This window comes from Pseudomonas sp. W2Aug9, assembly GCF_023127755.1.
Lineage (GTDB): Bacteria > Pseudomonadota > Gammaproteobacteria > Pseudomonadales > Pseudomonadaceae > Aquipseudomonas > Aquipseudomonas synxantha_A.
In genome coordinates, this window is the sequence record NZ_SPKL01000028.1 from 114,012 (window position 1) to 140,807 (window position 26,796).

Sequence of the window (26,796 nt, forward strand, 5' to 3'; positions counted from 1 at the left end):
CCATCGTTCAGATGCAGGATGGCGCTGGTTGATGTGTGGGAAAACGCCGGGCTCGTCAGGCGGCTGACTTTGCCCCTACACTGGTCCGCCATTGGTCTTTCAAAGGATGAAACGCAATGCACACACCTGAGCCCCATATCGTGATCCAGCGCTTTACCGAGGCCCACCTTGAGGGCGTCGCCGCGCTCTACAACGAACCGGCGGTCTGCCGTCAGGTGCTGCAAATGCCTTTCCAATCGGTGGAAGCCTGGCGCAAGCGTTTGGTGATGGATAACGAGCGGCGCTTGCAGCTGGTGGCAGTACATGGCGGTGAAGTGGTTGGCCAACTGGGCCTGGAACAGTACCTGCGCGTGCGTCAGAGCCATGTCGGTTCATTCGGCATGGGCGTGGCGACTGCCTGGCAGGGCAAGGGCGTCGGCTCGCGGCTGTTGACCGCCGCGCTGGACGTCGCCGACAACTGGATGAACCTGCACCGCGTGGAACTGACGGTGTATGCCGACAACGAAGCCGCGCATCACCTGTATCGCAAGTTCGGCTTCGAAGTGGAGGGCCGGTTGCGCGATTACGCCCTGCGTGACGGTGCGTTTGTCGACACCCTGAGCATGGCGCGCCTGCGCAAGTCGGCTTAATCCGCTAGAGCAAACGCCACCGCAGCCTGCGCATGCAGCGCGGTGGTATCCAGCAGCGGCAGGGCGCTGTGTTCGGGCTGGATCAACAGGCAGATTTCCGTGCAGCCGAGGATGACCGCCTGGGCGCCGCGCGCGGCGAGCGCCCGGATCACCCGCTGATACACCTGGCGCGAAGCGTCGCTGATGACTCCCACGCACAACTCTTGATAAATGATTCGGTGCACTTGCTTGCGCTCTTCCGCGTCCGGTATCAGCACGGTCAGGCCCTGGGCGGCGAGGCGGGATTTGAGGAAGTCCTGTTCCATAGTAAACGCGGTACCGAGCAGACCCACCGTCAAGGTTCCGGCCTCAAGGGCTGCGGCCGCCGTGGCGTCGGCAATATGCAGGAATGGAATCGACACCGCCGCCTCAATACGCGGCGCCACCAGGTGCATGGTATTGGTACACAGCACCACGCACTCGGCGCCCCCTGCCTGCAAACGGCGCGCGGCGTCCTCCAGGATCAGCGCGGTATCGTCCCAGCGCCCGGCGTGCTGGGCCTGCTCCACCGGGCCGAAGTCCACGCTGTACAGCAAAATCTGCGCGCTACGCAAAGGGCCAAGCTGGTCACGTACGCGCTGGTTGATGAGGCGGTAATACTCGGCGCTGGATTCCCAACTCATGCCGCCGATAAGGCCGATGGTGCGCATGCAATGCTCCGGACAAGGGGGTAGGGCACCACCTTACTCATCGACGGTGGGTTCGTCATACGCAGTTGCCGACAAAATCACCGGAGCAGTTTTTAACCCATACGGTAATGCTCTGCATCTGCCATGATCAGGCTTGGCAACCTGGCTCACCCAAGGAAATCCGCAATGGACGATGTACAGCAACTGGGCGAGATGCTTCGTCATTACGCCGATAGCGAAGCACACAAACAACAGCAGTTCGACCTGCAATCAGCACGTTGGGCGCAGAAGCTTGGCGAGCTGTTCGGCCAGATTGAACAGTGGCTGGAGCCGGTAAAAACCGTAGGTTTGCTGGAAGTTCAGCGTGAGGCTTACACCGCCAGCAGCCCGAGCGTGCCGGTGGAGAGTTCACCCTTCAAGAGCGAAAAACTCAGTGTGCACATCACTGGCAAAAGCGTGGAGTTCGTGCCGGATGTGATGGGCGTCGGTGGTTTGATTTCAGTATCGGTGATGGGCCTCACCGCCGCTCGCCACGGCAGTGTGTCGCTGGTCCTGCCGGTGGATAAGCACGACTGGCTGTGGAAGAAAACCAACGGCCTGAAAGACCCGGACACCTTCGGTTTCGACGCCAACTTCCTGGCCACTCAGCTACAGAGCCTGATCCCGCGCGAACGCGCATGATCGGCACAGAAGAAAACAGGCTCTGCATTTAATCAGGTGCATTGCCCAAGTATTGGCTATACCTAAAACTCATTCTTACGATGATGGTCGCCAGGGAGTTCAACAATGAAATTAAGGCTCATGATCAGCACACTGTGCGTCGCCTCGCTCGGCATGGCAGGCTGTGCCAGCAAGGTGCCGCAACCAGATGAGTATTCAGGGTTTCTCTCCAATTACAGCCAGCTCAAGGAAGCCAAGTCGCCCTCCGGGGCAGAGGTGATGCGCTGGGTCGATCCGCAGTTGGACTTGAGCCGCTACACCGCGGCGTACATCGAGCCTACCCAGTTCTATCCCAAACCCCAGGCCACCGCAAAGATTCCGGACAGCACCCTGCGGGGCATCAGCGACTATTACAACCAGGCGCTCAGGCGTGAACTGGCCAAGTCACTGCCCCTGGCCAATGCTCCAGGCCCAGGCGTGATCGTGGTGCGTGCGGCGATTACCGCCGTGAGCAGCAAGACCGAAAGCCTCAAGCCCTATGAGTTTATCCCCGTGGCGCTGGTGGCCGCAGCAGTCAGCACCGGCACGGGCATCCGCGATCAGGAGACCACGCTGGGCACTGAGGCGCAGTTCCTCGACGGAGGCACGAACAAAGTGGTGGCTCAGGTGGTACGCAAAGGCACCGGCAAGCCATTGGCCAATGACTCACAGGTGCTCAAGGCCGACGACGTGAAAGTCGTCATTGATGGCTGGGCGTCGGACCTGCATCAGTCCTACGTGAAGCTCAAAAAACATTGAGCCTCGGCAAGCCCAGGTGCTATTTCAGCGGTGTCAACGGGGGCAGCTTCCATTGACCGTTACCCACCTCGGGCTTGGGCAGGTAAATACGCAGTACCGCATAGAACGGACCGGGCGGGGCCGGCAGCCAATTGCTCTGTTCGGCCTTCGGTGGCTCGTGGTGTTGCAGCGCCAGGGTGAGGCCACCGTCGGCGTCACGCTGGAGGGTCGATAACATCCGCGAGTTGATCAGATAGCGTTTCTTGTGGTTAGGCACCAGCATTTTTGTCTTGGCGTCGTACAGGGTCAGCGACCAGAACGCATCGGTCGGTGGCAGCTGGTCCTTGGCAAAATGCACGGTGTAGCTGTGGCGTGCGCCGTTGGCCGGCTTACCCTCACTGTCGACGTCGTAGGTCAGGTGCGCCGCTTCGTCGCTGGAGTGACCGAAAATGCCTAACTCGGCACCGGCGTAGCGATACAGGTAGTTGTTTTGCAGGCGGTCGCGGCTACCGAACAGATCAGCCTGGGCAACCTGATGAGTGTCGAGTTTGTCCTTTTTGAACGCGGCAAATTCGGCCCGGCCATCGGCGATACCTTCTTCCAGGGCCTTGCGCTGTTCTGCTGTCAATTGGTTGACCTTGAACGGCGCACCCGGCGCTATGCCGATTTTGGCAAAGCGCGCCAGCAGGTCTTTTTCGCTGTCCTGTGGGGCGGCGAAGGCCAGCATGAAGTTCAGGTAGCGAAACAGTTGCGGGCCTTCGGTCATGGTCGCCGTCGGCTTGGGCCATTCGATCTTCGGCACCTTGGCCGGGGCAGGCTGCTTCACATAGCTGCTCAGGGGCTGCACTTTATAGCCGCTCTGGATTTGCTTGACCTTGGCCAGGTCCTTGTCATCAAACAGTTGCGTGCGGTACAGGGCGTAGGCGATGTTGCTTTCGCTGTAGACCACGCGGTCGATGTCCACCGGTTGCTGACCTTTCCAGTCAGGCCCGGCGATCATGTAGTGACCGCCGTTGTTACCGGTGCTGCGGGTGCCCAGATAAGCAATGTTCTGGGAATAGAGGTCGATCAACTGCACCGAGTAGTAGCGCTCGTCTTCAATCTTGGGCAGGGTCAGTACCAGAGGCTCTTTGCGCAGATCCATCCACACGAATGAGTAGGGTGTGTCCGCGTTCGGGCTAGGGAGCGCGGTGTCCTTGGGGGTCAGTACCTGCGCGGTATTACCGATATGGTTGAACGGCGCCTTGAAGTGGGCGCCGCCCTTGTCAACGGCCTGGGTGTAGAGCGTCTTGTACATTTGCACCACCGGGAAACCGTACAGGTAGGCTTCCTTGGCGATTGCCCGGGCTTCACTCGGGCTGGCGGTGAAGTCAGCCCAGGCGCCGGTACTCATAAATATCGAGAGGCTCGCCAACAGCAGGCGCGTCGGTTTTCCAATCATGTTGTTGCGTCCTTCCTGAGTTCTGTCTAAGAGCGTGAGGTGAAGGCGCAGAGTTTCCAGTTTTATTGGCCGAACGTCACGTTAATCCCTTCGCCGACGCGGACAGATCACTAAAGGAGGGGGCAGGCTCAAAGCATGGATTTGACTTTGTCACGTAGTTGGTCGATGGAAAATGGCTTGGCGATCACCTGCATGCCGGACGTCGCATCAATATTTTCGGCATAGCCACTGGCAAATAGAATAGGCAGGGTGGGGCGCAGTTCGCGGACCTTGGTCGCCAGCTCCCTGCCATTCATGTCTGGCAGGCCGACGTCGGTCATCATCAGGTCGATCACCTGGCTAGTGTCCTGCACCATAGAGAGTGCCTCTTCGGCGTCAGCGGCCTCAAGCACCTTGAACTCCAACTCTTCGAGTACATCGACGATCAGCATGCGCACGATGGCATCGTCTTCGACTACAAGGATGGTGGATGCTTCAGCGGACATAAGGGAGATTCCTGAAAAATAAAGGGCGTGTCTTCAACGCTTGAAAGACCATTCTCTAATGAGTCGCGCCGATCTCGGCAAGTTCCGTTGCGGTGGGGCATTGTGAAGGGTATGCGAGCAAATGTCGCGGGAACAAAGGGAAGAACGTCAATGGCACTGCGCAACCATGCCATTGACGCAAGTGATTCAAACGAAGGTCAAAGATTTGCGGTGATCAGCGGATAGGGCTCGTTGTACGGCACGGTGTTGACAAAGCTCTGTTCGTTGAAATAACTGACGTTGAACTCTGGTACGCCGCTGGCAACGTCGACGGGTTTAAGCGTGCCGGCGGCCCATCCGCTGTTCAAAGAGACCTCCAGCCCCCGGCGCATTGAGGCCTCATCCGCAAACGTCGCCAACCCGAAGTTGGGGTTGAAGAAAAACCATTCTTTCTCGTTGTTTTTGTTCAGGGTGACGCCTGCGAGCAGCCCATGATCTTTGGTACTGATCGCCAAGAGTGTCGGAGGAGTTGCCTTGCTGAGATTGTCGATAATGTCGGTGTACGGCAATTGGCTGAAAGGTTGCGTACCGTGATACTGACTACTCAGAACCTGATGCATTTGGTTCAGTTGCTTACGAAAAGCCTTTACGTTGGGGTCGTCAGCATTCCCAACTGCTTTCATGAAGTTACTGATGAACTGGTCCCTGCGACCGTGCAGAATCGCCAGCGCCATGGTATTCACGATAGCTGCGCACTCCCCATTAGAAGCCAGGTCCGTTTGGCTGAGGTAGAGGTTTTGCGGCATTGCGTAGGCTTTACCCCCTTGGGCAACTATCTCATTTTGAAAAGCTTTGTAATGTTCAAGGCTAGTGTGCGCCATGCGTTTCTGTATTTCCTTGGCCAATGTGCCTACCGCCTCAGGATCATTGGTCTTCGTGACTGCCAGATCCCTAACCTCCGATTGCTTCATCGTTGGGTGGTAGCCTGGGACATCTTCGACCCGGCCCGAGTTAAAGCCTCGCATGTAGGCAACGCTATCATTTCTCTGGGCGCTCTCTAATGTGTCTCTGAATATCTCGCGACTGGTGGATGGATTGGGCGCGGCATACCTGGCTATCCAGTCAATAAAGTTACTGTTTATTTGACCATTGACGGCAACGGTCGCAGGTGTGAAATCATCCAGCGCAGCTCCATAAGGCTTCTGCGTGATAGGGTCGTAGGCGTACCACTTGCCCTCTCGAAACACAGCGCCGCCTTCGACCGTCTGCTCTGTAACCTTGTAGGTGCCGGTTGCGACGATGCCCTCCTGTTTACTGGCGGCTTTAAGCAGGTCATAACTACCGGTTGCGCCTTTGAGCATGTTCACGCATTCGAGCCCCTTGGTCGCAATTTTATGTAGCACGGTCCCAACCCCGGTTATCCCGCCGACCAGACCGCCGAGTACGTTGAGTGAATCAATTGCCATTGCACCGAAGAGCTTTGCTGTCTTCACGGCCCTGGCGCCAGCACTCAAGGTCCGCACGCCCTTGAGCGCGGCATTGCCGGCTTGCGCAGCTTTGCCCACGCCAAAAGTGAGGAATCCGAGGATATCGAAGGCCAGGTCAGATACCGCCTCGCCGTAGTTGCCTTGCCGAATGTTGTTAACGGCAGGCCGAAATGGGATCAAATTGAGCAGGAACTCACCCACCTGACTATCGCCCATCCGATCATGCTCGAAGGAAGTAACGCTCTTGGCGTAATTGAGCAACTCCTTGCGGTCGAGGTCCATTTTTTCCAGGTAGAAACTGGCAATCGCATTGGTTCGGCTGGAGTCGAAGCTATTGGGAATCGCATCACTGCCAGGTTTTTCTGCAGAGTCAGGGGCGGGCGAGTTAGTGAAAGGGTGATAAGGCCTTGATATCGCGTGGAGTTGTTCCCCGGCCTTATTGGTTTTTTCTAGGGGGAGCAGGCCAGGGAAATTTGAGATCAGCTCGTTTTTTTTCTCGATACTGCCGGTGCTGGTGTTGATGTGGTAAAGGGTTTCCACACCTTCTCGGGTGGTTTTCACATACAAGGTACGGTCACGTTTGACCAACTCTAATCTGCCGTTCTTTGTTTTGCGGTATTCATCGTTGTAGAAGTATTCAAGTTTGCCGAATTCAAAGTTTTTGCGATCTTCCAATGGCAGCTCGCCAATCAGATGTTTGACCATCCCATGGTGGCCTTTCTTTTGTGCCGTTATAGCCTTTTCATATTGGTCCATGAAGTTTGCGGTGATGTCACACTCTTCGGTGCGTGCAAAGCGATTGAATGCAGTGATCGGAAGCCGTTTGTCGTTGGTGATCCATGCGTATTTCTCCCCTAGACGCTCCCCCTCCAGCAGAATATCGAGCATGGAGCGCATTCTCGGGTCACCGCGCAGAGGGCCGTCTCCGGTGTAACGCATGGCCAATACTCGGGCTTCGAAAACCGCCGGATCTACGTCGGGAAACTCAGCTTTCAGGCAGTCAAGCGCCATCTCCGTGCGATTGGGGATAGGCACCTGTATGGAGGACGAGATATCCGTCAACGTTTTCAGATGGTTGTTGTAAGCCACCCTGACCTGTTCGATTTGTGAAGGTGTAGGTTCGCTGTTATGGCGATCCAGCAGGTTTCGTGCCCCACCCCAAAGTATCAGGGCATCGCGCTGGGCCGTTTGAACGGCGTAGGTATTGGCCGGTAAGGATTCTGCTGCTATCAGCACTTCGGCATAGGTCATGCCGGGAACCCGACCAGGTGTGTGGGCTTCGATTTTTGCGGCGGCGATGGTCAGTTGGGCCCACAGGGCACTGCCGACTTTCACGCTGGAAGGGATGTCCTTGATCAGGTACTCAGGCGCACGGCCGGCCAACAGCAGGTAGGCCCCCACCTTGGCCATTTCCGGGGACGTTTTGCCTTTATCGATCAGCCAATTGGACAGGTTATCGATGATAGTGGACGCAGGCTTACCCCAGTGCTGGTTGCTGGCCAGATCGAAACCGGCGATTTTATTGCGATGAGGAGCGGTGATCGACTCCGGGTCCAACTGCAATGTGATGCCCGCCAAGAGGTAGTCGGTCACGCTGCTGTCGCTGGCAAGGCCTTGCATTCGCTCCTGCAGGTCTTTGCCCATCAACTGTGCCTGCGGGGTACGGATCAGTGCCAGCAGTATTTTAGCCGGATCATCCTGAGGCCCTGTGGTAATGGGTTGCTGGTAGCGCAGGAACTCCAATACACCGCCTTTGGTTTGCATCAATAACGGCTTATCACCCAGCGCATGTTCTTGATTCAGGGTGATGTTACGCAAGCGTTGTTGTTCATCTTTGCTCAAGGGCACCGGCCAGGACAGCGCGCCGCTCAGGTTGCCCAGCGGGTTTTCCAGCGAGCGGCTGGTCACCGTGGACGCGAGGCCCGTGAGTTGGACATGGCTACTGGGCAACGGCAACCCCAGGAACTTCTTGATGAAGGTCTCCAGGGTCACACTGCCACCCGCTTCTTCAGCGTAGGAAGATCCAGGGTGAATATCCAGCGGGGTGCTGCCCAGCGCGGCGAGGACGGCTGAGGGCTGCGCCTCTTCACCCAGTTTCGCCGCAATCTGCTGGAGCTTTTGGCCCAGTGACTTCAAATTTTCTTTGTCTGCCAACTGGGCGACCAAACCGGTTTTCCGGGAAGGTATCAGGCTGGTGCGCGCAGGGGGGGACGATAGGGTCGATTGAGTTTGAGGGGTGTCGGGGGCTTGTGTTTCTTCAGGGAATGGAATGGCGCTTGACACAGAGGACAAAGCACGTCGCTCGATATTCAACATGATAGATAAACCTTAAATGTGGATAGGAAATGCGCCCTCCTAATGGAGCCTCCTTGTCCCGAGACGCCCTCCTGAGTGGAGGGGTGGATGGGGCAGGTTCCGATACTTCCTACTCCGCTGTGTGAGAAATAACGTCAATAACCGAATGTAAAACAGGCAAAGCCATGGCGTATTTTTTGCTCGCGGGTGATGCTTCTTGTGTATTTCGGCCTTAGAAAAATAGCGTTCAAGCGCAACTTTGGGGCAAACTCCCGGTTTTTCCGCATTTGGCCAAGGCATCCCCATGACTCCCACGTCGTCCGTCGATGAAAAGAGCTTTCGTACTCTGTTGAGCCGTAACGTGGCCCTACCCTTGGGCGTGGGGGTGCTCAGTGCGGTATTTTTCGTCTGCCTGATTACCTATCTGCTTTCGGTGATCCAGTGGGTGGAGCACACCGATCGGGTCATCAATAACCTCAATGAGACGTCCAAGCTGACAGTTGACCTGGAGACCGGCATGCGCGGTTTTCTGATCTCCGGTGACGAGCATTTTCTCGACCCTTATGAAGTGGCCAAGCCGCGAATCATTGCCGACCTGCGTAATTTGCAAGACCTGGTGGCAGACAACCCCCAGCAGGTCGACCGCCTCAAACGCCTGGAAGCCTTGCAGAACGAGTGGAACACCTACGCCCAGTCGATGATTGATATGCAGCGCCAGAACGGTGACTACCGTGGCGCCGTCAAGGCTGGCCGTGGCAAACGCCTGACGGACGAGATTCGCCGGGAGTACGAAGACGCGGTGGCGATGGAGCAGCAGTTCCGCATCACCCGTAACCAAGAGGTCACCCGCACGACGGTGCTCAGCGTCACCCTGTACCTGGTGTTCGTACTGGGACTGAGTGGGTTTCTTGCTTATATCGGTAGAAAGAATTTAGTTTCACTTTCAGACAGTTACAGTAAGAACCTCGCGTCACAACAGAAGATTGCGCGACGCCTCGAACAGCAAGCATGGCTACGCAATGGCCAGACCGAACTGGCTGAACAGGTGCTTGGCCAACTGACCCTGAACATGCTCGGGCGCAACATCCTGCAGTTCTTCGCTCAGTACATGGGCTCGGCCGTTGCCGCTTTGTATGTGCGCGAAGAGCACGGCGGCCTCAAGCGCGTGGCCACTTATGGGTTCTCCCGCGAGCAAGAGCAGCAGGAGCAGTCGATCTATAGCGACGAAGGCATCGTCGGGCAGGCCGCCCAGCTGGATCGCCTGATTCGCCTGGACGATGTGCCGGTGGATTACTTCAAGGTCAGCTCCGGCCTGGGCGAAGGCGCTACCCGCAGCGTGCTGGTGATGCCGACCAGCGATGAAGACCGCGTCAACGGTGTGGTTGAACTGGGCTTCCTGCGTGCGCTGGATGAGCGCGATGTCGAACTGCTGGAACTGATCGCCGGCAATATCGGCACCTCTATCGAAGCCGCCCGCTATCGCCAGCGCTTGCAGGAAGTACTGGCCGAAACCCAACAGCTCAACGAAGAGCTGCAAGTGCAGCAGGAAGAACTCAAGACCGCCAACGAAGAGCTGGAAGAACAGTCGCGTATCCTCAAGGAATCCCAGGCCCACCTGGAAACCCAGCAGGCCGAGCTTGAGCAGACCAACGAGCAACTGGCCGCGCAGACCCAGACCCTGGCCGAGCAGCGCGACGCCATGGATCGCAAGAATATCCAGCTCAACCAGGCCCAACTGGAGCTCGAAGACCGCGCCGATGAGTTGCAACGCTCCAGCAAATACAAGTCCGAGTTCCTCGCCAACATGTCCCACGAGCTGCGCACCCCACTGAACAGCTCGTTGATCCTGGCCAAGTTGTTGGCAGAAAACCCCCAGGAAAACCTCAGCGCCGAGCAGGTCAAGTTTGCCGAGTCGATCTATTCGGCCGGCAATGACTTGCTCAACCTGATCAACGACATTCTGGATATTTCCAAGGTTGAAGCCGGCAAGCTGGAAGTGCGCCCGGAGAACTCCAGTGTGGTACGCCTTGTCGACGGCTTGCGGGGCATGTTCGAGCCGCTGGCGGCAGATCGCAAGCTGGGCTTTGAGGTGGACGTGCAGGAGGGTGCACCGACTTTGCTGTTTACCGACCGGCAGCGTCTGGAGCAGATCCTCAAGAACTTGTTGTCCAACGCCATCAAGTTCACCGAACAGGGTGAGGTCAGCCTGACGGTCTCCAGGGCGCCAGGGGAGGGCATTGCCTTTACCGTGCGCGACTCTGGCATCGGTATCGCCCTGGACCAGCAGGAAAGCATCTTCGAAGCCTTCCGCCAGGCTGATGGCACCACTAATCGCCGTTATGGCGGCACCGGCCTGGGCCTGTCCATTTCCCGCGACCTGGCGGCGTTGCTCGGCGGCTACATCAGCGTGACCAGCGAAACAGGCAAAGGCAGCATTTTCACGCTGGTATTGCCGGAGCAGTACGTGGAGCGTGAGGAAGACGCAGCACCTATCGAGCAACCGCGCCAAGCCGTGGTCGCGCCAAACCCTGCACCGGTGAAGATTTCTGCGCTGCCAGTCACTGATACCCAGCAGATCCCACGTTTTGCCGATGACCGTGAAAAGGCCCCTTTCAGCACCCGCTGCATCCTGGTGGTGGAAGACGAACCCAACTTCGCGCGCATCCTGTTCGACCTGGCCCATGAGCTGGGCTACCACTGCCTGGTCGCCCACGGCGCCGACGAAGGCTACAGCCTTGCCGAGGAATACATCCCGGACGCGATCCTTCTGGACATGCGCCTGCCAGACCATTCCGGGCTGACCGTGCTGCAGCGTCTCAAAGAACACGCCAACACCCGCCACATCCCCGTGCACGTGATTTCCGTGGAAGACCGCGTCGAAGCTGCCATGCACATGGGCGCCATCGGCTATGCGGTCAAACCCACCACTCGTGAAGAGCTCAAGGACGTGTTCGCCCGCCTGGAAGCCAAGCTGACCCAGAAGGTCAAGCGCGTGCTCCTGGTAGAGGACGATGATCTGCAACGTGACAGCATTGCCCGCCTGATCGGCGACGATGACATCGAGATCACTGCCGTAGGCTTTGCCCAGGAAGCCCTCGACCTGCTGCGCAACAACATCTACGACTGCATGATCATCGACCTCAAGTTGCCGGATATGCTCGGCAATGAGCTGCTCAAACGCATGGCCACCGAAGACATCTGCTCGTTCCCGCCGGTAATCGTCTATACCGGGCGCAACCTGACCCGCGATGAAGAAGCTGAGCTGCGCAAGTATTCCCGCTCGATCATTATCAAGGGTGCACGCTCACCTGAACGCCTGCTGGATGAAGTCACACTCTTTCTGCACAAAGTCGAATCCCAGCTGTCCCATGACCGCCAGAAGATGCTCAAGACTGCCCGCAGCCGCGACAAGGTCTTCGAGGGGCGCAAGATCCTGCTGGTGGACGACGATGTACGCAATATCTTCGCCCTGACCAGCGCCCTGGAGCACAAGGGCGCCGTAGTGGTTATCGGACGTAACGGACGCGAAGCTATCGACAAGCTCAACGAAGTCGAGGATGTCGACCTGGTATTGATGGACGTCATGATGCCCGAGATGGACGGTTACGAGGCCACGGCCTTGATCCGCCAGGACCCGCGCTGGAAAAAACTGCCGATCATTGCGGTGACGGCCAAGGCCATGAAAGACGATCAGGAACGCTGCCTGGCGGCCGGGTCCAACGACTATCTGGCCAAGCCGATTGACCTGGACCGTCTGTTCTCGCTGATTCGCGTATGGCTACCGAAGATGGAACGTATTTAAGTGGAGCAGTGTTTTTTGGACAAAAGCAGCGACATTGAGCTGCGCCTGCTGATTGAGGCGATTTACCTCAAGTACAGCTACGACTTTCGTGACTACTCCGGTGCGTCGGTCAAACGGCGCGTGGCCCACGCCTTGCGCCAGTTCGACTGCGCGACTATTTCGGCGCTGCAGGAGCGAGTGCTGCACGACCCGGCAGCGTTCATGCAGTTGCTGCAATTCTTGACGATCCCGGTGAGCGAAATGTTTCGCGACCCGTCGCACTTCCTCGCCATCCGCCAGGAAGTGGTACCGCTGCTCAAGACCTACCCGTCGATCAAGATCTGGATCGCCGGCTGCAGCACGGGCGAGGAGGTATACTCCATGGCCATCCTGTTGCGCGAAGAGGGGTTGCTGGAGCGCACGATCATCTACGCCACGGACATCAATCCGGCATCGCTGGAGAAAGCCAAGCAGGGCATCTTCTCCCTTGAGAACGTTCGCGCCTACACAGCCAATTATCAGCAGGCAGGTGGGCAGCGTTCATTTGCCGACTATTACACCGCAGCCTACGATTATGCGATCTTCGACAAGACGCTGCGCGAGAACGTGACCTTCGCCGACCACAGCTTGGCGACCGACAGCGTATTCTCAGAAACACAATTAATTTCATGTCGTAACGTATTGATTTACTTCAATAAAAAGTTGCAGGATCGCGCATTCGGATTGTTTCATGAGTCGCTGTGTCATCGTGGCTTTCTCGTCTTGGGCAGCAAGGAAACCCTGGATTTTTCTGCCTACAGCAAGCAATTCGAACCCTTGGTCAAACAGGAACGGATCTACCGAAAATCATGAGCGAGGCGCATGACCCCCCGATGCGTGGGATTGAAGCTATCGTTGTCGGCGCTTCCGCCGGCGGCGTTGAGGCCTTGCTGAGCATTTTTGGTGAACTGCCTGTGACCTTCAGCCTGCCGATCATCGCCGTGCTGCACCTGCCGGATGAGCGTCGCAGCCAGTTGGCAGAAGTCTTTGCGCGGCGCCTGAGCATTCCGGTCAAGGAAGCCCGGGACAAAGAGGCGGTCGAGGCGGGCACCTTGTATTTTGCCGGGCCTGGTTATCACTTGTCGGTGGAACATGACCGCAGCCTGTCCCTGAGCCAGGAAGACCGTGTGCACCACTCACGGCCGGCCATCGACTACCTGTTTGCCTCGGCTGCCGATGTGTATGGGCCGCGCCTGCTGGCGATCCTGTTGACCGGCGCCAACCAGGACGGTGCGCAGGGGCTGGCCCACGTCAAGCAATCCGGCGGCACCACCATCGTGCAGGATCCCAAGCAGGCACGGATCGCCGTGATGCCCCTGGCGGCCCTGGCCTTGCATACACCTGACCATATTCTTTCCTTGAGCCAGATCGGCTCATTGCTGGCTTCCCTGGAACCCTTCCCATGTTAAGTACTGTCCAGGCCAAACTGCTGATCGTCGACGATCTGCCGGAAAACCTGCTGGCCCTTGAAGCGCTGATCAAGCGCGAGGATCGCCAGGTCTTCAAGGCATTGAGTGCCGACGAGGCGTTGTCCTTGTTGCTGGAACACGAATTCGCCATGGCGATTCTCGACGTGCAGATGCCCGGGATGAACGGTTTCGAACTGGCCGAACTGATGCGCGGCACCGAAAAGACCAAGAACATTCCCATTGTGTTCGTCAGCGCCGCCGGCCGCGAACTCAACTATGCCTTCAAGGGCTATGAAAGCGGGGCGGTAGATTTCCTGCACAAACCGCTGGACATCCACGCGGTCAAGAGCAAGGTCAATGTGTTCGTCGACCTGTATCGCCAGAGCAAGGCGATGAAGCTGCAAGTCGAGGAACTAGAGCGCAGCCGCCGCGAGCAGGAGCTGTTGCTTACGCGCCTGCAAGCTACACAGGCCGAGCTGGAGCAGGCGGTGCGTATGCGAGACGACTTCATGTCGATTGTCGCCCACGAAGTGCGTACGCCTCTGAACGGGCTGATTCTGGAGACCCAGCTGCGCAAGATGCACCTGGCCCGTGACAACGCCGCCGCGTTTACCTTGGACAAGATGCATGCGATGGTCGACCGCGATGAGCGGCAGATCAAAAGCCTGATCCGCCTGATCGAAGACATGCTCGATGTGTCGCGCATCCGCACCGGCAAGCTGTCCATACGCCCGGCGCGTTTTGATCTGGCGCAACTGGTGCGCAACCTCGTACATAACTTCGAACCACAGGTCGCCGCTGCCGAGTCGTCGATGCAGTTGGTGGCCGACGAGGCTGTGGAAGGCAACTGGGATGAGTTTCGTATCGAGCAGGTGATTACCAACCTGCTGACCAATGCCCTGCGCTACGGGGCTAAAAGCCCGGTGGATGTGCGGGTGTATACCGAGCATGGCGAGGCGCGCGTGGAAGTACGCGACCGTGGCATTGGTATCAGTGAAGCCAACCAGAAGCGCATTTTTCAGCAGTTCGAACGGGTTTCTGCCAACCATGCCGCCGCTGGCCTGGGCCTGGGGTTGTTTATTTCCGAGCAGATTGTTGCCGCCCATGGCGGCACCATTGAAGTCGAGAGCCAGATAGGCGAGGGCGCCCTGTTTCGGGTGTGCCTGCCCCTTGAGGCGGCTGCGTGAAATCAATCGTCAGCTCAACGCAACCTCTGCGTGACCCCATGGTCGTAACTGCAGCAATTGACCGGACAAAGGCTTCCCATGAGTGAAGATGCGCAAGATGTCGTACTGATCGTCGAGGATGACGAATCCATTATGTTTGTGCTGGGTGAATACCTGGCAGGTTTGGGCTACCGGGTCTTGAAGGCAATCGATGGGGAGCAGGCCTTTGAAATCCTAGCGACCAAGCCGCACCTAGACCTGATGGTCACCGATTATCGCCTGCCTGGCGGGATTTCCGGGGTGCAGATTGCCGAGCCGGCGCTCAAGCTGCGACCGGAATTGAAAGTGATTTTTATCAGCGGCTACCCGCAGGAAATCCTCGACTGCAACAGCCCGATCACGCGCAATGCACCTATCCTCGCCAAGCCGTTTGATTTGGATACGTTGCAAGAGCATATCCAGCGTTTGCTTGCATAAGTACACGTCCTCCACCGCGAGGGAAAATCCTCGCGGATGAGTCCAACATCAGCCGATGGAGTAATAACTTCAGGTTGGGCAACTCTGCTCACCCGGTGAAAGGCTGACTCAAGCAAAAAGGTAGTGGCAACATTCATATCGATCTTGGTTTTTTAAGCGAGGAAAGTGGTAACAATGTCGGATGACATAACGAAAGTATATTTCAGCCTGTCATGACGGCCTTTTGCCAAGGCAGCGTCGAAATATCGTTGCTTTATATATCCTGATCGGAACCTTCTGACAGATTCAGCCCATTAATCTCGTCGGCGATGAGCCACATTCATCACTGACTTTATTAATTTGTCTTTCAGAAGGTTGACCCATGACCCTATCCAATATTTCCTCAAGCAACCGCCTGTCTGATCCGGTAATGAACTCGCACCCGCTTTCTATCGAGGCGCCCATACAACAAGCCCAAGCCACCGGGGAAACTGGCGATAGGCGGCTGTTGGAGCTTTATGCGAGTGCCATACGCCAAGCAACGCAGACAAACACGGGCGATGAAACAATTGACAATATTCCTAATGACTCGCGGTTTGGCGCATGGTGGCAGCAACTGTACAACGCTACCCATAGCCCGGTTTTCCTGGAATGGGCGAAATCGAAGAATATCGATACCTCACAAGCCATCACCATCAACCCTCACAGTGACGTGCTGACCGTTACGATCAATGGCGAACGTACTGAATTGCGCGGTTCGGAACAAGGCCCCGGCTGGCGGGAGGATACGGGCCCGATCATGGTGGCCGCGAAAGCGTTGGGGTCTTCCACCGTCGACGCGCCAACCCGCCCAGAGCTGGCGCCGTTGATTCTGGTTGCTCGATTTTATGGTGAGGTACTGCTGCCTTACAGAAAAGAAGAAGTGCTCGCCCGAGCCACGCAGCTTGAACATAATCAGGAATTCGATGTGTTGGGCGCTGAGACTTATGTCGATCTTGGCGCTCAATCGCCCGAGATACTGGAACAGCAAAAGCGCGAGCTAGGCGATAGCGCCAACAAATTCGCGTTGCTTGAAAAACTGAAGAAATTCAACCACGTCCATCCTCAGTTCCTTGCCGGGTATCTGGCCGATACACGGGTCTCGGCCCACCCAGACTCATCCTACCGACAAGACACTCAACAGCCCGACGCCAGTCTGCAAGACCTGCTTCATGCAAACGGCTGGTACGTGCCAAATAATGTGGACGAACTGAAAAATCTGATCCATGTTCTGGGCTCCCCTGCATTGCCTCAAACAACCGACGGAAACTTTGCCGGCGCATTGGCATGGCCCACGCCAATGTCCGCCGAGGACCAGTCTGAACTGGTGCGCATAGTCATTGACAACCAGCCGCCATTGCCTGGCTTGAGCAGTGACGCTCGGCTTGGCAGCGCTGATGTGTTGGGGGCATTGGTAAAGCAGGTCCCCCGTGCCGTACTCGATCAAGGGGATCCAGTCGCCACCGTAGAATGGATCCTCAACAGCGTTGTGGGCCAAAAATTAGGCACGGAGCTGAAAAAGCGAATGGGGGAGGTGGCGCAACACTCCACACCACGGGAAGTATTGTTGACGGTATTGGCTGTGACACTGAACTCACAAAGTCTGGTTGAGGCAAAACCCGATCACATTGCCGGGTTTAATCTCACCGCGCCCGAGTTCAATCACCAGCCCTTGTCCGTCATCAAACAAGGGCTGATCGATCATCTGGTGCAGACCAACAAAACCACACCAGAGGCCGCGCCAGTTGCAGCAATGCTTCTACTGAGTCGTGCCGCACCAGAGCTATGTGTCAAAGACATTCCCGAAGACGTGACCTATCTCTCAGCTAACTGGCTCAAGCTCAAGGCAGCGGTAGGCCGGCTCGAAGCAACCAGCCCGGGTGCCGCGACACGCATGAGCTTTAGCGAAATTGTTAATTTCGACGCTATTGAGCCTATTACAGACCATGAGCAAGAGATTCAAACGCTGACGGCCTTGCCTGGGCTCCGCGAATGGGGCAAAGCTCATGGCAAGCTCTCGCTAACAAAGGAGCATACAGCTCAACAGCTGGAAGAAACCCAGAAGGCATTCAGTCAGGAGCAACAGCAGATATTGAGCGCCGCTGACGTATTGACGTCCTCACCCCCGACGCAGCGTTCTATAGCACTGGCCGAGCTCAAGGCGCACTTCGGTGAGGACATGCCGTTTGAAGAAAAGAGTATCCGTAGCCACGTCACTCGGACGGATGGCTACAGGTTAACTCCATCGCTTACATTAGATCCTGAAGGCAGTTATTCATTGCTGGACCTTTTTCTGGCGAAGAAGGCAGGGTTGACGGTGGGTTGGTACTCCACCAACCCCAAGATTACTGAAACAGTCATCAACAAACTTTTAACGTTGCCGGATCCGATAACAAAACACAGCGAGGTGTTCGATCAGTACGCGGAGGATTTGTCGCAGGCCTGGAGTACAGTGACCAAAAAGCTTATTTCCAACTTACCTCTGGAAGACCGCAAAAACATCGAATGGGGCGATTTGGAGTTTTATGAAAAAGGTCAGACAACGCGTACGGAAACAATCGCAGGCCGTGCGGGAGCTCTACACTATTCCAACGGTTTTTCACGGCCTAAAGAAGACAGGTCACTGATTATTAAAACCGTTCGTAACGGTGTCGAGACTTACTATGAGTTTGATCCTCAACGCAAGGCGATACGAAAACGAGACGATTGGAAGGACACCTTCCATGAGGGGCCTCAAGGTCCAGAGACTGAAATCCAGTACGGCGGTCTTGGCAAACAATTCACCGTTGATACCATTCAAAAACATCCGGCCTCTGATGACGCCGCCACTAGGCGGGGAGCCCCAGAGAACGAAGATTTCCTACCTGATTCATTTTCCAGTGACCGAAGTAATTTTTTGGGCATGCTGCTCTCTAAAAACATTATAGGATCCTACGGCATGGAGGAGGTGAAGGCCTCCACTCGCGAAGTAACAACGTTTGATCAAGAAAAAGAAAAACAGACGTTTTTTCGTAACCTGATCCTGGGTTTAATCCCCGGAGGGTCTGCCGTGTGGAATTTGGCACACGGCAATTACAAAGATGCAGCTGCGGATATCATTTTTGATATCGTGTTATACGGCGCCACCGCAGGGCTAGGAAAGCCGGTTAGTGGAGCATCTCGTGCGGGGTCAAGCCACTTCGGAAAGTTCCTGACTGCTGGCAAATCGACAGCTGGCGTGGGTAACTTGCTTAGGTCGACAACAAACGGTGGGGGGAAACTGGTATCCACAGGCCGTCAGTGGTTCGGCAGGTTGACAGGATCCTCCGACAGTGTCGACTTACTTAAGCTCTCCAATAGACACGATATTGCAATAGGTACTTATAAACCGCTCAACGGCGAGCCAATATCGAACGTCGCTGCGAAGTTCGATGAGGCGACTGGCAGATGGTCACCTTATGATGTAACCAAAAACAAAGTCTATGGCAAACCCCTGGAAAACTTCACCCCTGAAACCGCCAGGTATTTTGAGGACAGCTTGGGCGTTGCAGATGATGTTGCAGATGGCGTCGGTGAAGTGGTACGCCGCAGAAAAAAAACCAATCACCTGGAAAAAAGCCTGGCCAATGATCGCGCAATACATTTAGGGCGCGAAATCAAGGACTTCAAGGTGCTCGGCGATGGTATTTTTTGCTATGTGGATAAATATAAAGGCGTGGAGAGGCTTAATATCTGTGCCCATGGCGTCAATCCGAACTTTAAACAACTTCTCACTGATGAGCCAATGAGTATGTTTTTTAATGGTAAGAAGAACACCCCCGCTGATCTGCTGGAGCATCTTCGCGCTTCGGGTATTAGCCCTGAAAAGTTCAACAATGTACGCTTGTTGATGTGTCACTCAGCCAATGGTTCTGCCAATTCTTTTGGGAGTCAGTTTGGGAAATTAATAAAGCGTGATGTCAAGGCGTTTCAAGGGCCTGTTCGTGCGTATGTCGTGCCTGAACATGTTGATGCTTTAAAGGCAGATATAAATCTGACAAGTCCCGGAGCTTCAGCCGCTGATATTAACCAGAGGATCTACAATCAGCTTCAGCTGAATTTATCTCTTGGCACAAGTAAAACCAGCTCTAAAGGAATTAGCGGCTCTCGGTCTGGAAAGGAAATACCCTTTTATTATCGCCCAGTAAAGTTTAAGGCAAGCTAAAACATGATCAGCCCCTTCGTCACAGCGAAAGGGCTGTCAGCTCTGATAAAGGCCCTTACTCCCGAATCATCTCCCGTACTGTGGCCGTTAATAAATCAAACGTAAACGGCTTGGTGATCAACTGCATCCCTGGGTCCAGGAAACCACCGCGCACCGCTGCGTGTTCGGCATAGCCTGTAATGAACAACACCTTGAGTTCAGGTCGAATTTGCCGGCCGATTTCCGCCAATTGCCGGCCATTCATACCGGGTAACCCGACATCGCTGATCATCAGGTCAATGCGTTGTTCGGACTCAATGATTGGCACCGCCGTATTCGCGTCCTCAGCCTCGATAAACCCATAACCCAGTTCCTTGAGCACGGCGCTGACCAGCACCCGTACTGCGGGGTCATCCTCGACGATCAACACCGTTTCCCCTGCATTGGCAAACGGTAGCAAAGTCGGATTGAGCGGTTCCTGGGCTTGGGGCTCGCCGATAAAACGCGGTAGGAACAAGCTGACCGTGGTGCCTTTGTTGACTTCGCTGTGGATGGTCACATGCCCACGAGACTGGCGAGCGAAGCCATAGATCATTGACAGCCCCAGCCCGGTGCCCTGGCCGATGGGTTTGGTGGTGAAAAACGGATCGAACACACGGCCCATCAAGTGTTGCGGTATGCCGCAACCGTTGTCGCTGACACTCAGCTCTACGTAATCGCCCGGTGTCAGGGAGCCGTAGGCGGCGGTGAAGACACTGTCGAGGTGGCGATTGGTGGTTTCCACCCTGAGCGTGCCCCCCGTGGGCATCGCGTCGCGTGCATTGATTACCAGGTTAAGCAGGGCGCTTTCGAGTTGGTTCGGGTCGGCTTCGGCTGTCCACAACACCTCGCTCAAGCGCATGTCCAAGCTGATACTTTCGTTGATGCTGCGTTGCAGCAACTCGCCCATGGAAATGACCAACTGATTGATCTGCACGGGTTTGGAATCCAGCGATTGTCGACGGGAGAACGCCAACAGTCGGTGGGTAAGGCTGGCCGCACGGTTGGCGGAGGTCACGCCCAGGTCGATCAGGCTGTCCAGGTCATCCAGCTTGCCGCGGGACACGCGCCTGCGCAGCAATTCCAAGCTGCCGATAATTCCGGTGAGCATATTGTTGAAGTCATGGGCGATACCGCCGGTCAACTGGCCGACGGCTTCCATTTTCTGCGATTGGCGCAACGCTTCTTCGTTGTTGCGCAGTTGCGCAGTGCGTTCTTCCACTTGCTGTTCGAGGGTTTCCAGGGTGCGCTGCAAACGCAGTTCGCTCTGGCTCAAGTCGATCAGCCGGTCGCGCGCTTCGTATTGGCGTCGACGACCGCGCAGTGCAGTACTGACCAGACTGATAAGCGTCACAGGATGGAATGGGCGCTCAAGGAACGTGACGTTGCCCAGTAGCCCGCTCAAGTGTGAAGAGCCATTTTGTTCACTGCCGCCGTGATGGGTCATCAACACAATGGGCAGGTCCGACCAGGCCGGCTGTCGGTGCAGGAACTCCAGCAAAGGTTCCAGGTTCACGTCACGCAAGGCTTCAGCCGCAATGATGAGCAGGCCGGCACCCTCGTTCAGCGCTGCGCACAAATCCTCAAGACTGCCGGCAACCACACCTTGGTAACCGGCTTCATTGAGCATCATCAGCGCGAGTGAGCTGTCTCGCCCCAGGGGCGCAAGGATGATGGCTCGTTCGAAGGCAGAAGGAGGCGGGGTCACACGTCTTCTTCCTTGAGCAGGGGTGAACCGGCGCCCATGTAGGTCGGAATGCCGCGCAACACGCCCTGGAAATTATCCAGGGGTTGGCCTACGGTCATGCCGCGACTGCTGATACGGTATTCGCGTATGGTCGATTCGTGGGAACCGGTGCGTTTCTTGATAATGGAAATCGCGCGGCGGACCTTGCCCAGTGCTTCGAAATAACGCAGCAGGATAACGGTGTCGGCCAGATAGGTGATGTCTACCGGGGTTTGCATATCGCCGACCAGGCCGTGCTGGGCAACGGTCATAAAGGTCGCAGCGCCGCGGCGGTTGAGATAGAGCAGCAGTTCGTGCATATGCAGGATCAGTGCATTTTCTTCCGGCATCGCCGCTTGATAACCATTGATACTGTCAATTACCACCGTCTTGATGCCGCGTTCGTCCACACAACGTCGTACCCGATGGGAAAACTCACCCGGGGACAACTCGGCGGCGTCCACCTGTTCGATCAACAGATTGCCGGTCGCTTGCATAGCCTCCAGGTCAATACCCATGTTCCTCATGCGCTCGAACAGCAGACCCATCTCTTCGTCAAAGATGAACAGTGCCGCCTTTTCTCCGCGCTCTACGGCGGCGGCGGCAAAAATCATCGATATCAAGGACTTGCCGGTACCGGCCGGACCGAGGATCAGACTGCTGGAGCCGGTCTCGACACCGCCGCCCATCAAGGCATCCAGTTCGGCAATGCCGCTGCTCATGGTTTGCCGTACATAGCCACCACGGTGTTCGGCCGCTACCAGACGCGGGAACACATGTACACCGTCTCCCATGATGGTGAAGTCGTGGAAGCCGCCCCGGTATTTCTGCCCGCGGTACTTCACGATTCGCACACGACGGCGTTCGGCGCCGTAGTCAGGGGTTAACTCTTCCAGGCGGATGACGCCGTGAGCCACGCTGTGCACGGTTTTGTCGAGAGACTCGGTGGTCAGGTCATCGAGCAGCAGTACCGTGGCGTCATAACGCACGAAGTAGTGCTTGATCGCCAGGATTTGCCGGCGATAGCGCAGCGAGCTTTGCGCCAGCAGACGGATCTCCGACAGGCTGTCGACTACCACGCGGGTCGGTTTGACGCGTTCCACCACTTCGAAAATCTGCCGGGTGGCTTCGCCCAGCTCCAGGTCGGAGGAATACAGCAAGCTCTGCTGATGCTCTGCATTGAGCAAGCTTTCGGGCGGGGTCAATTCGAAGATATGGATGTTGTCGTCCAGGTCCCAACCGTGGGACTTGGCACCTTGGCGCAGTTCCCGCTCGGTTTCTGACAAGGTGATATACAGCGATTTTTCACCGTTTTTCGCCCCTGCCTGCAAGAAGTGCAGGGCGACGGTGGTTTTACCGGTGCCCGGCTCACCTTCAAGGAGAAACAAATGGCTACGTGATAGCCCGCCGGAAAGAATGTCATCAAGACCTTCGATGCCGGTGGCCGCCTTTTCACTTAAAAGCGCATTGGATGTAGACAAGAAGTGCCCTCAGGTCACGTACAAGTTGGGTGCACGCCGAAGGGGCGCGCCATATTCACTTGACCGTATCGGCATGTGGCGGTTCAACGTTTCTTAAGAATTGCAGTCGTGTAGGAGCGCGCAAGCTCGTTCCTACAGGCCTTGCTGTAAGGCTGGATCATCCGGGTTCTGCTGCTCCAACTGTGCCAGCAGCACCTGGACGTTCTGCAATTGGCCGCTCTCTTTCCAGTAATTGACCAGCAGTACACGTGCTTTGCGATTGGCCGGGTGGCGCTGAACGATCTCTTCCAACTGGCGCTGGGCCGCCTCCAGTTCATCCTGGTCGTGCAGTGTGGTGGCCAGGTCAAAGCGATAATCCTGGTTGTCCGGCTCAAGCTCCACCGCCTTGGACAGGCCGAGCAAGGCATAGGGGCGCTCGCCGTGGTGCAGCAACCACATGCCCAACGCGTGTTGCAGGTAGGCCGACTCCGGATGCGCCGCCAATTGCTGCGCCAACAGTTGGCGCGACTCCTCGCTCTTGCCTTGCTTGTCCAGCAGTTCGATTTGCGCCACGCCTGCTTGCAGGTTGTCCGGTTCCAGGCGCATTGCCTGTTCCAGAGCGTCTTGCGCCGGTGCCAGCATCGCGCTGTGGATGTACAGGCGCGCCAGTTGGATCCAGCCTTCAGCGGTTTCGGGCTGGGCCTTGAGGGTTTTCACAAACTCGTCGAGTACCTGCTGCAAGGGGCCGAAATACAAGCCCAGGGTGTCCGGCGACAGACCGAGCAGGGCATTGGCCGCAGCAAAGCGCACAGCCTGTTCGGGATCATCCAGTACCGGACCGAGCAACAGGGTGCGCTGGCCGCTAGGTACCAGGCCGACGATGCTGTGGATCGCCGCTTCGCGAACCATTGCAGATTCATCGGCCAGGTCTTTATCCGCCAGCTTCAGCGCTTGGGGGCTGGGGTAATTGGGCAATTGGGCGTGCAGGGCGGCACGGCGCTCAGGCGACAGATCAGGCCGTCCCAACTGTTGGTACAACACGCGCGCAGCGCCCGGCTCACCGTTTTGGGCCTGTTTCAACGCCTTGGAATAACCGTGGGCAATGGCGGGCGCCACGGTGACTTGAGGGGGACGAGAGAAAAACCAAGTGATCGACACGATCAACAACAGGGCGCACAGGCCGATGATGGAGTTACGGCGTGACTTTGACATGCGGGCGTCCGAAAGCTGTGGTTGCTAGTGCAAAGCCATCAGCTTCGGTCAGTGCAGGGCCAGTGTCAAACCGGCGTCAGGTCAGCACGTACTCCACCGGTTGCGGCGCAGCAGGCAAGTCGACTTCACCGAGGGCCGCCAGGATCTCGCGCTCCAGGGTTCGCAGGATGGCATCGCACGGCAGGTCGTTTTCGTCAAAGCCAAACGGGTCTTCCAATTCATCGCCGATCGCATCCAGACCAAAGAAGGTGTAGCTGACGATTGCAGTGAACACCGGCGTCAACCAGCCCAGCGGTTCGGCCATGGCGAAGGGTAACAGGATGCAGAACAGGTAAATGGTGCGGTGTAGCAGCAAGGTGTAGGGGAAGGGCAGCGGGGTGGTCTTGATGCGCTCACAGGACGCCTGCACCTGGCTGAGGCCGACTAGCCGAGCTTCCAGCTGGGTGTAGCGCCATTCACTGATCACACCCTGCCGGGCCAGAACGCACAACCGCGCACCGAGCATCTGCAGCACGCTGTCAGGCAAGTTGGGGTGGCTCGCGCGCACGGTAACCCAGGGCTGTATGGCGCGCACCTCATCTTCATGGCGCAAATGCGCGATCAAGCCATGGGCAAAACCGCATAGCTCACGCAACAGCCCGGCCCGCTCGGGGGTATCGCCGAGCACCTGGGTTTCACGAATCAGCGAGCGTACCTCGATGATCATCTGTCCCAGTTGCTTGCGGCCTTCCCACCAGCGGTCGTAGCAGGCGTTGTTGCGAAAACTCATGAAAATCGACAACGACAAGCCCAGCAAGGTAAAGGGCGTAGCGTTGACCTTGGAAAAATAGGCGGGGTGCAGGGTTTCCACCAGCACGATGACTGAAGCCAGCAGCGTGACCAACAGGCTGCGCCAGGCAATGCGCTTGGCAATCGAGCCCTTGAGGGAAAACAGGATGCCCAGCAGGTTGGGCTTGGGGCGAACGATCATGGCAGGCTTCTGTGAGGGTGCAGGCATCAGGGTAGAAGCTGGCTTGCAGAGCGTCCAATCACTTGGATCGACCGTTTGATCGGTGGGACCAATGATCGGCGTAGCCGCCGATAGCAGGATTGGCCAAACCAGTCAGCCAAGTTGAAGGCTTTGACCATTGCCCCTGCAACGCTCTGGAGCGACTATTTCAGCCGATTTATCCAGTTAAAAAGTCCTGAAAATAAAAATACAGAAGGATTGAAACGATGCGTGAGTATTTGGCCGCCACCACCGAGTTTGATTATCAGCGCACTGTCGATGCCGCACTGGCTGGCAACCTGCAGGCGCTCAATGCCTGCGTGGAGTGCTGTGACCGCCACGCGCTGCCAGGGCGCATCGCGTTGTTCTGGGAGGGTCGGGACGGGCGCAGCGCCACGTCGACCTTTACTGAATTGCAGGATCAGGCCGCACGCTTCGCCAATTTCCTCCTGGCCCAGGGCGTCAAGCGCGGCGACAAGGTGGCGGGCCTGCTGCCACGTACGGCCGAGTTGCTGGTGGTGGTGTTCGCAACCTGGCGCATCGGCGCGGTGTATCAGCCGCTGTTTACTGCCTTCGGCCCCAAGGCCATTGAACATCGCCTGACCAGCTCCGGCGCGGCGCTGGTGGTCACCGACGCGGTGAACCGCCCCAAGCTGGCCGAAGTCGCCGGCTGCCCGACCATTGTCACGGTCACCGGCGCCAAGGGCGAGGGCATCGTGCGTGGCGACTATAGCTTCTGGGCTGAGCTGCCCAACTACTCCAACGTCTGCGAGCCGGTGTTGCTGGGCGCGGAGGATCCGTTCCTGCTGATGTTCACTTCGGGCACCACCGGTCCCTCCAAAGCACTCTCGGTGCCGCTCAAAGCCATTGTCGCGTTCCAGGGCTATATGCGCGACGCCGTGGACTTGCGCCCTGAAGACGCGTTCTGGAACGTCGCCGACCCCGGTTGGGCCTATGGCATCTATTTCGGTGTGACCGGGCCGTTGTCCATGGGGCATCCGATTACCTTCTACGACGGCCCGTTCACCCTGGAAAGCACCTGCCGGGTCATCAATAAATACGCGATCACCAACCTGACCGGCTCGCCCACGGCGTATCGATTGCTGATTGCCGGCGGCGAGCAGTTCGCCCGTTCAATCAAGGGCAAGCTGCGCATCGTCAGCAGTGCCGGCGAGCCGTTGAACCCGGAGGTGATCCGCTGGTTCGCCGACAACCTGGAGGTGACCATCCACGACCACTACGGCCAGACCGAGCTGGGCATGGTCTTGTGCAATCACCACGGCTTGACGCATCCGGTGCATGTGGGCTCGGCGGGGTTCGCTTCGCCCGGGCACCGCATCGTGGTGCTGGATGACAACCACCAGGAACTGCCAGCCGGGCAGCCCGGCATTCTGGCCATCGACCGCGAGCAATCGCCGATGTGCTGGTTTGCCGGCTACGACGGTGTGAAGACCAAAGCCTTCGTCGGCAAGTACTACCTCAGTGGCGATACGGTGGAATTGAACCCCGACGGCAGTATCAGTTTTGTCGGGCGCAGCGATGACGTGATTACCACTTCCGGCTACCGCGTGGGGCCATTCGATGTCGAAAGCGCCCTGGTCGAACACCCGGCGGTGGTCGAGGCCGCCGTGGTCGGCAAACCATGCCCTGAGCGTACTGAACTGGTGAAAGCCTTCGTGGTGATCAGCGAGCAATACCGCGCCACCCCGGAACTGGCCGAAGAGCTGCGCCTGCATGTACGCCAGCGCCTGGCCGCCCATGCTTACCCACGGGAAATCGAATTTGTCAGCGACTTGCCCAAAACCCCGAGCGGCAAGCTGCAACGCTTCATTTTGCGCAATCAGGAAATAGCCAAGGCCCAGGCGGCCGTGGCTTGATCCCTTTCAAAGGAAACAACG

At 57.1% G+C, this 26,796-nt stretch carries 18 protein-coding genes; 10 read left to right on the forward strand and 8 right to left on the reverse strand.

Annotated elements, in window-relative coordinates; all coding sequences use genetic code 11:
- The first annotated feature begins 116 nt into the window (after positions 1-116).
- Complete coding sequence (locus E3O56_RS18565; RefSeq protein WP_032875400.1) at positions 117-629, forward strand: GNAT family N-acetyltransferase; 513 nt, start codon at positions 117-119, stop codon at positions 627-629.
- Here E3O56_RS18565 and E3O56_RS18570 read toward each other — a convergent pair.
- On the reverse strand, positions 626-1,318 hold the full coding sequence (locus E3O56_RS18570; RefSeq protein ID WP_032875398.1) for an aspartate/glutamate racemase family protein: 693 nt from the start codon (positions 1,316-1,318) through the stop codon (positions 626-628). The two genes, E3O56_RS18565 and E3O56_RS18570, sit on opposite strands and share 4 nt — an antisense overlap.
- Before the next feature lie 165 nt (positions 1,319-1,483).
- Between E3O56_RS18570 and E3O56_RS18575 the strand changes: the two genes are divergently transcribed.
- Positions 1,484-1,978, forward strand: coding sequence for a hypothetical protein (locus tag E3O56_RS18575; protein ID WP_032875395.1), 495 nt, complete (start codon positions 1,484-1,486; stop codon positions 1,976-1,978).
- Positions 1,979-2,083: 105 nt separating this feature from the next.
- Entirely contained in the window at positions 2,084-2,755 is a 672-nt protein-coding gene (locus tag E3O56_RS18580) for a DUF3313 domain-containing protein (RefSeq protein ID WP_005788271.1), read from the forward strand.
- A 19-nt stretch (positions 2,756-2,774) separates the two neighbouring features.
- Here E3O56_RS18580 and E3O56_RS18585 read toward each other — a convergent pair whose 3' ends face one another.
- The 3 genes from E3O56_RS18585 to E3O56_RS18595 form a co-directional block, all read right to left on the reverse strand.
- Positions 2,775-4,175, reverse strand: a complete 1,401-nt coding sequence (locus tag E3O56_RS18585) for a DUF1254 domain-containing protein (protein ID WP_248128703.1) — start codon at positions 4,173-4,175, stop codon at positions 2,775-2,777.
- 128 nt (positions 4,176-4,303) lie between these two features.
- Positions 4,304-4,660, reverse strand: coding sequence for a response regulator (locus E3O56_RS18590; protein ID WP_216091395.1), 357 nt, complete (start codon positions 4,658-4,660; stop codon positions 4,304-4,306).
- 197 nt (positions 4,661-4,857) lie between these two features.
- A complete protein-coding gene (locus E3O56_RS18595) occupies positions 4,858-8,442 on the reverse strand; it encodes a hypothetical protein (RefSeq protein ID WP_248128705.1) in 3,585 nt (1,194 codons plus the stop codon).
- A 283-nt stretch (positions 8,443-8,725) separates the two neighbouring features.
- Here E3O56_RS18595 and E3O56_RS18600 point away from each other — a divergent pair, with 283 nt between their 5' ends.
- The 6 genes from E3O56_RS18600 to E3O56_RS18625 all read left to right on the forward strand — a co-directional run bounded on the left by E3O56_RS18600 (position 8,726) and on the right by E3O56_RS18625 (position 19,494).
- Complete coding sequence (locus E3O56_RS18600) at positions 8,726-12,223, forward strand: response regulator (RefSeq protein WP_248128706.1); 3,498 nt, start codon at positions 8,726-8,728, stop codon at positions 12,221-12,223.
- 15 nt (positions 12,224-12,238) lie between these two features.
- Positions 12,239-13,054: a protein-glutamate O-methyltransferase CheR gene (locus E3O56_RS18605; RefSeq protein WP_005788281.1), complete on the forward strand. Its 816-nt coding sequence runs from the start codon at positions 12,239-12,241 to the stop codon at positions 13,052-13,054.
- Complete coding sequence (locus tag E3O56_RS18610) at positions 13,051-13,650, forward strand: chemotaxis protein CheB (RefSeq protein WP_005788283.1); 600 nt, start codon at positions 13,051-13,053, stop codon at positions 13,648-13,650. Before E3O56_RS18605 ends, E3O56_RS18610 begins: the two co-directional genes overlap by 4 nt.
- Positions 13,644-14,837 (forward strand): hybrid sensor histidine kinase/response regulator, encoded by a 1,194-nt coding sequence (locus E3O56_RS18615; protein ID WP_078821356.1) that lies wholly within the window; start codon positions 13,644-13,646, stop codon positions 14,835-14,837. The genes E3O56_RS18610 and E3O56_RS18615 overlap by 7 nt, the downstream gene beginning before the upstream one ends.
- Positions 14,838-14,915: 78 nt before the next feature.
- The gene (locus tag E3O56_RS18620; RefSeq protein WP_005788286.1) at positions 14,916-15,293 is read left to right on the forward strand and encodes a response regulator; all 378 of its coding nucleotides are present in this window, start codon (positions 14,916-14,918) and stop codon (positions 15,291-15,293) included.
- A gap of 361 nt (positions 15,294-15,654) precedes the next feature.
- Complete coding sequence (locus E3O56_RS18625) at positions 15,655-19,494, forward strand: hypothetical protein (RefSeq protein ID WP_248128709.1); 3,840 nt, start codon at positions 15,655-15,657, stop codon at positions 19,492-19,494.
- 55 nt (positions 19,495-19,549) lie between these two features.
- Here the strand turns inward: E3O56_RS18625 and E3O56_RS18630 are convergent, their stop codons facing one another.
- The 4 genes from E3O56_RS18630 to E3O56_RS18645 all read right to left on the reverse strand — a co-directional run bounded on the left by E3O56_RS18630 (position 19,550) and on the right by E3O56_RS18645 (position 24,880).
- A complete protein-coding gene (locus E3O56_RS18630) occupies positions 19,550-21,145 on the reverse strand; it encodes an ATP-binding protein (protein WP_248128751.1) in 1,596 nt (531 codons plus the stop codon).
- Positions 21,146-21,216: 71 nt separating this feature from the next.
- On the reverse strand, positions 21,217-22,719 hold the full coding sequence (locus E3O56_RS18635; RefSeq protein WP_223018322.1) for an ATPase domain-containing protein: 1,503 nt from the start codon (positions 22,717-22,719) through the stop codon (positions 21,217-21,219).
- Between the two features lie 132 nt (positions 22,720-22,851).
- Positions 22,852-23,910: a tetratricopeptide repeat protein gene (locus E3O56_RS18640; RefSeq protein WP_032875361.1), complete on the reverse strand. Its 1,059-nt coding sequence runs from the start codon at positions 23,908-23,910 to the stop codon at positions 22,852-22,854.
- Between the two features lie 76 nt (positions 23,911-23,986).
- The gene (locus tag E3O56_RS18645) at positions 23,987-24,880 is read right to left on the reverse strand and encodes a bestrophin family protein (RefSeq protein ID WP_103735159.1); all 894 of its coding nucleotides are present in this window, start codon (positions 24,878-24,880) and stop codon (positions 23,987-23,989) included.
- 245 nt (positions 24,881-25,125) lie between these two features.
- Between E3O56_RS18645 and E3O56_RS18650 the strand changes: the two genes are divergently transcribed.
- Entirely contained in the window at positions 25,126-26,775 is a 1,650-nt protein-coding gene (locus E3O56_RS18650; RefSeq protein WP_032875355.1) for an AMP-binding protein, read from the forward strand.
- Positions 26,776-26,796 lie beyond the last annotated feature (21 nt).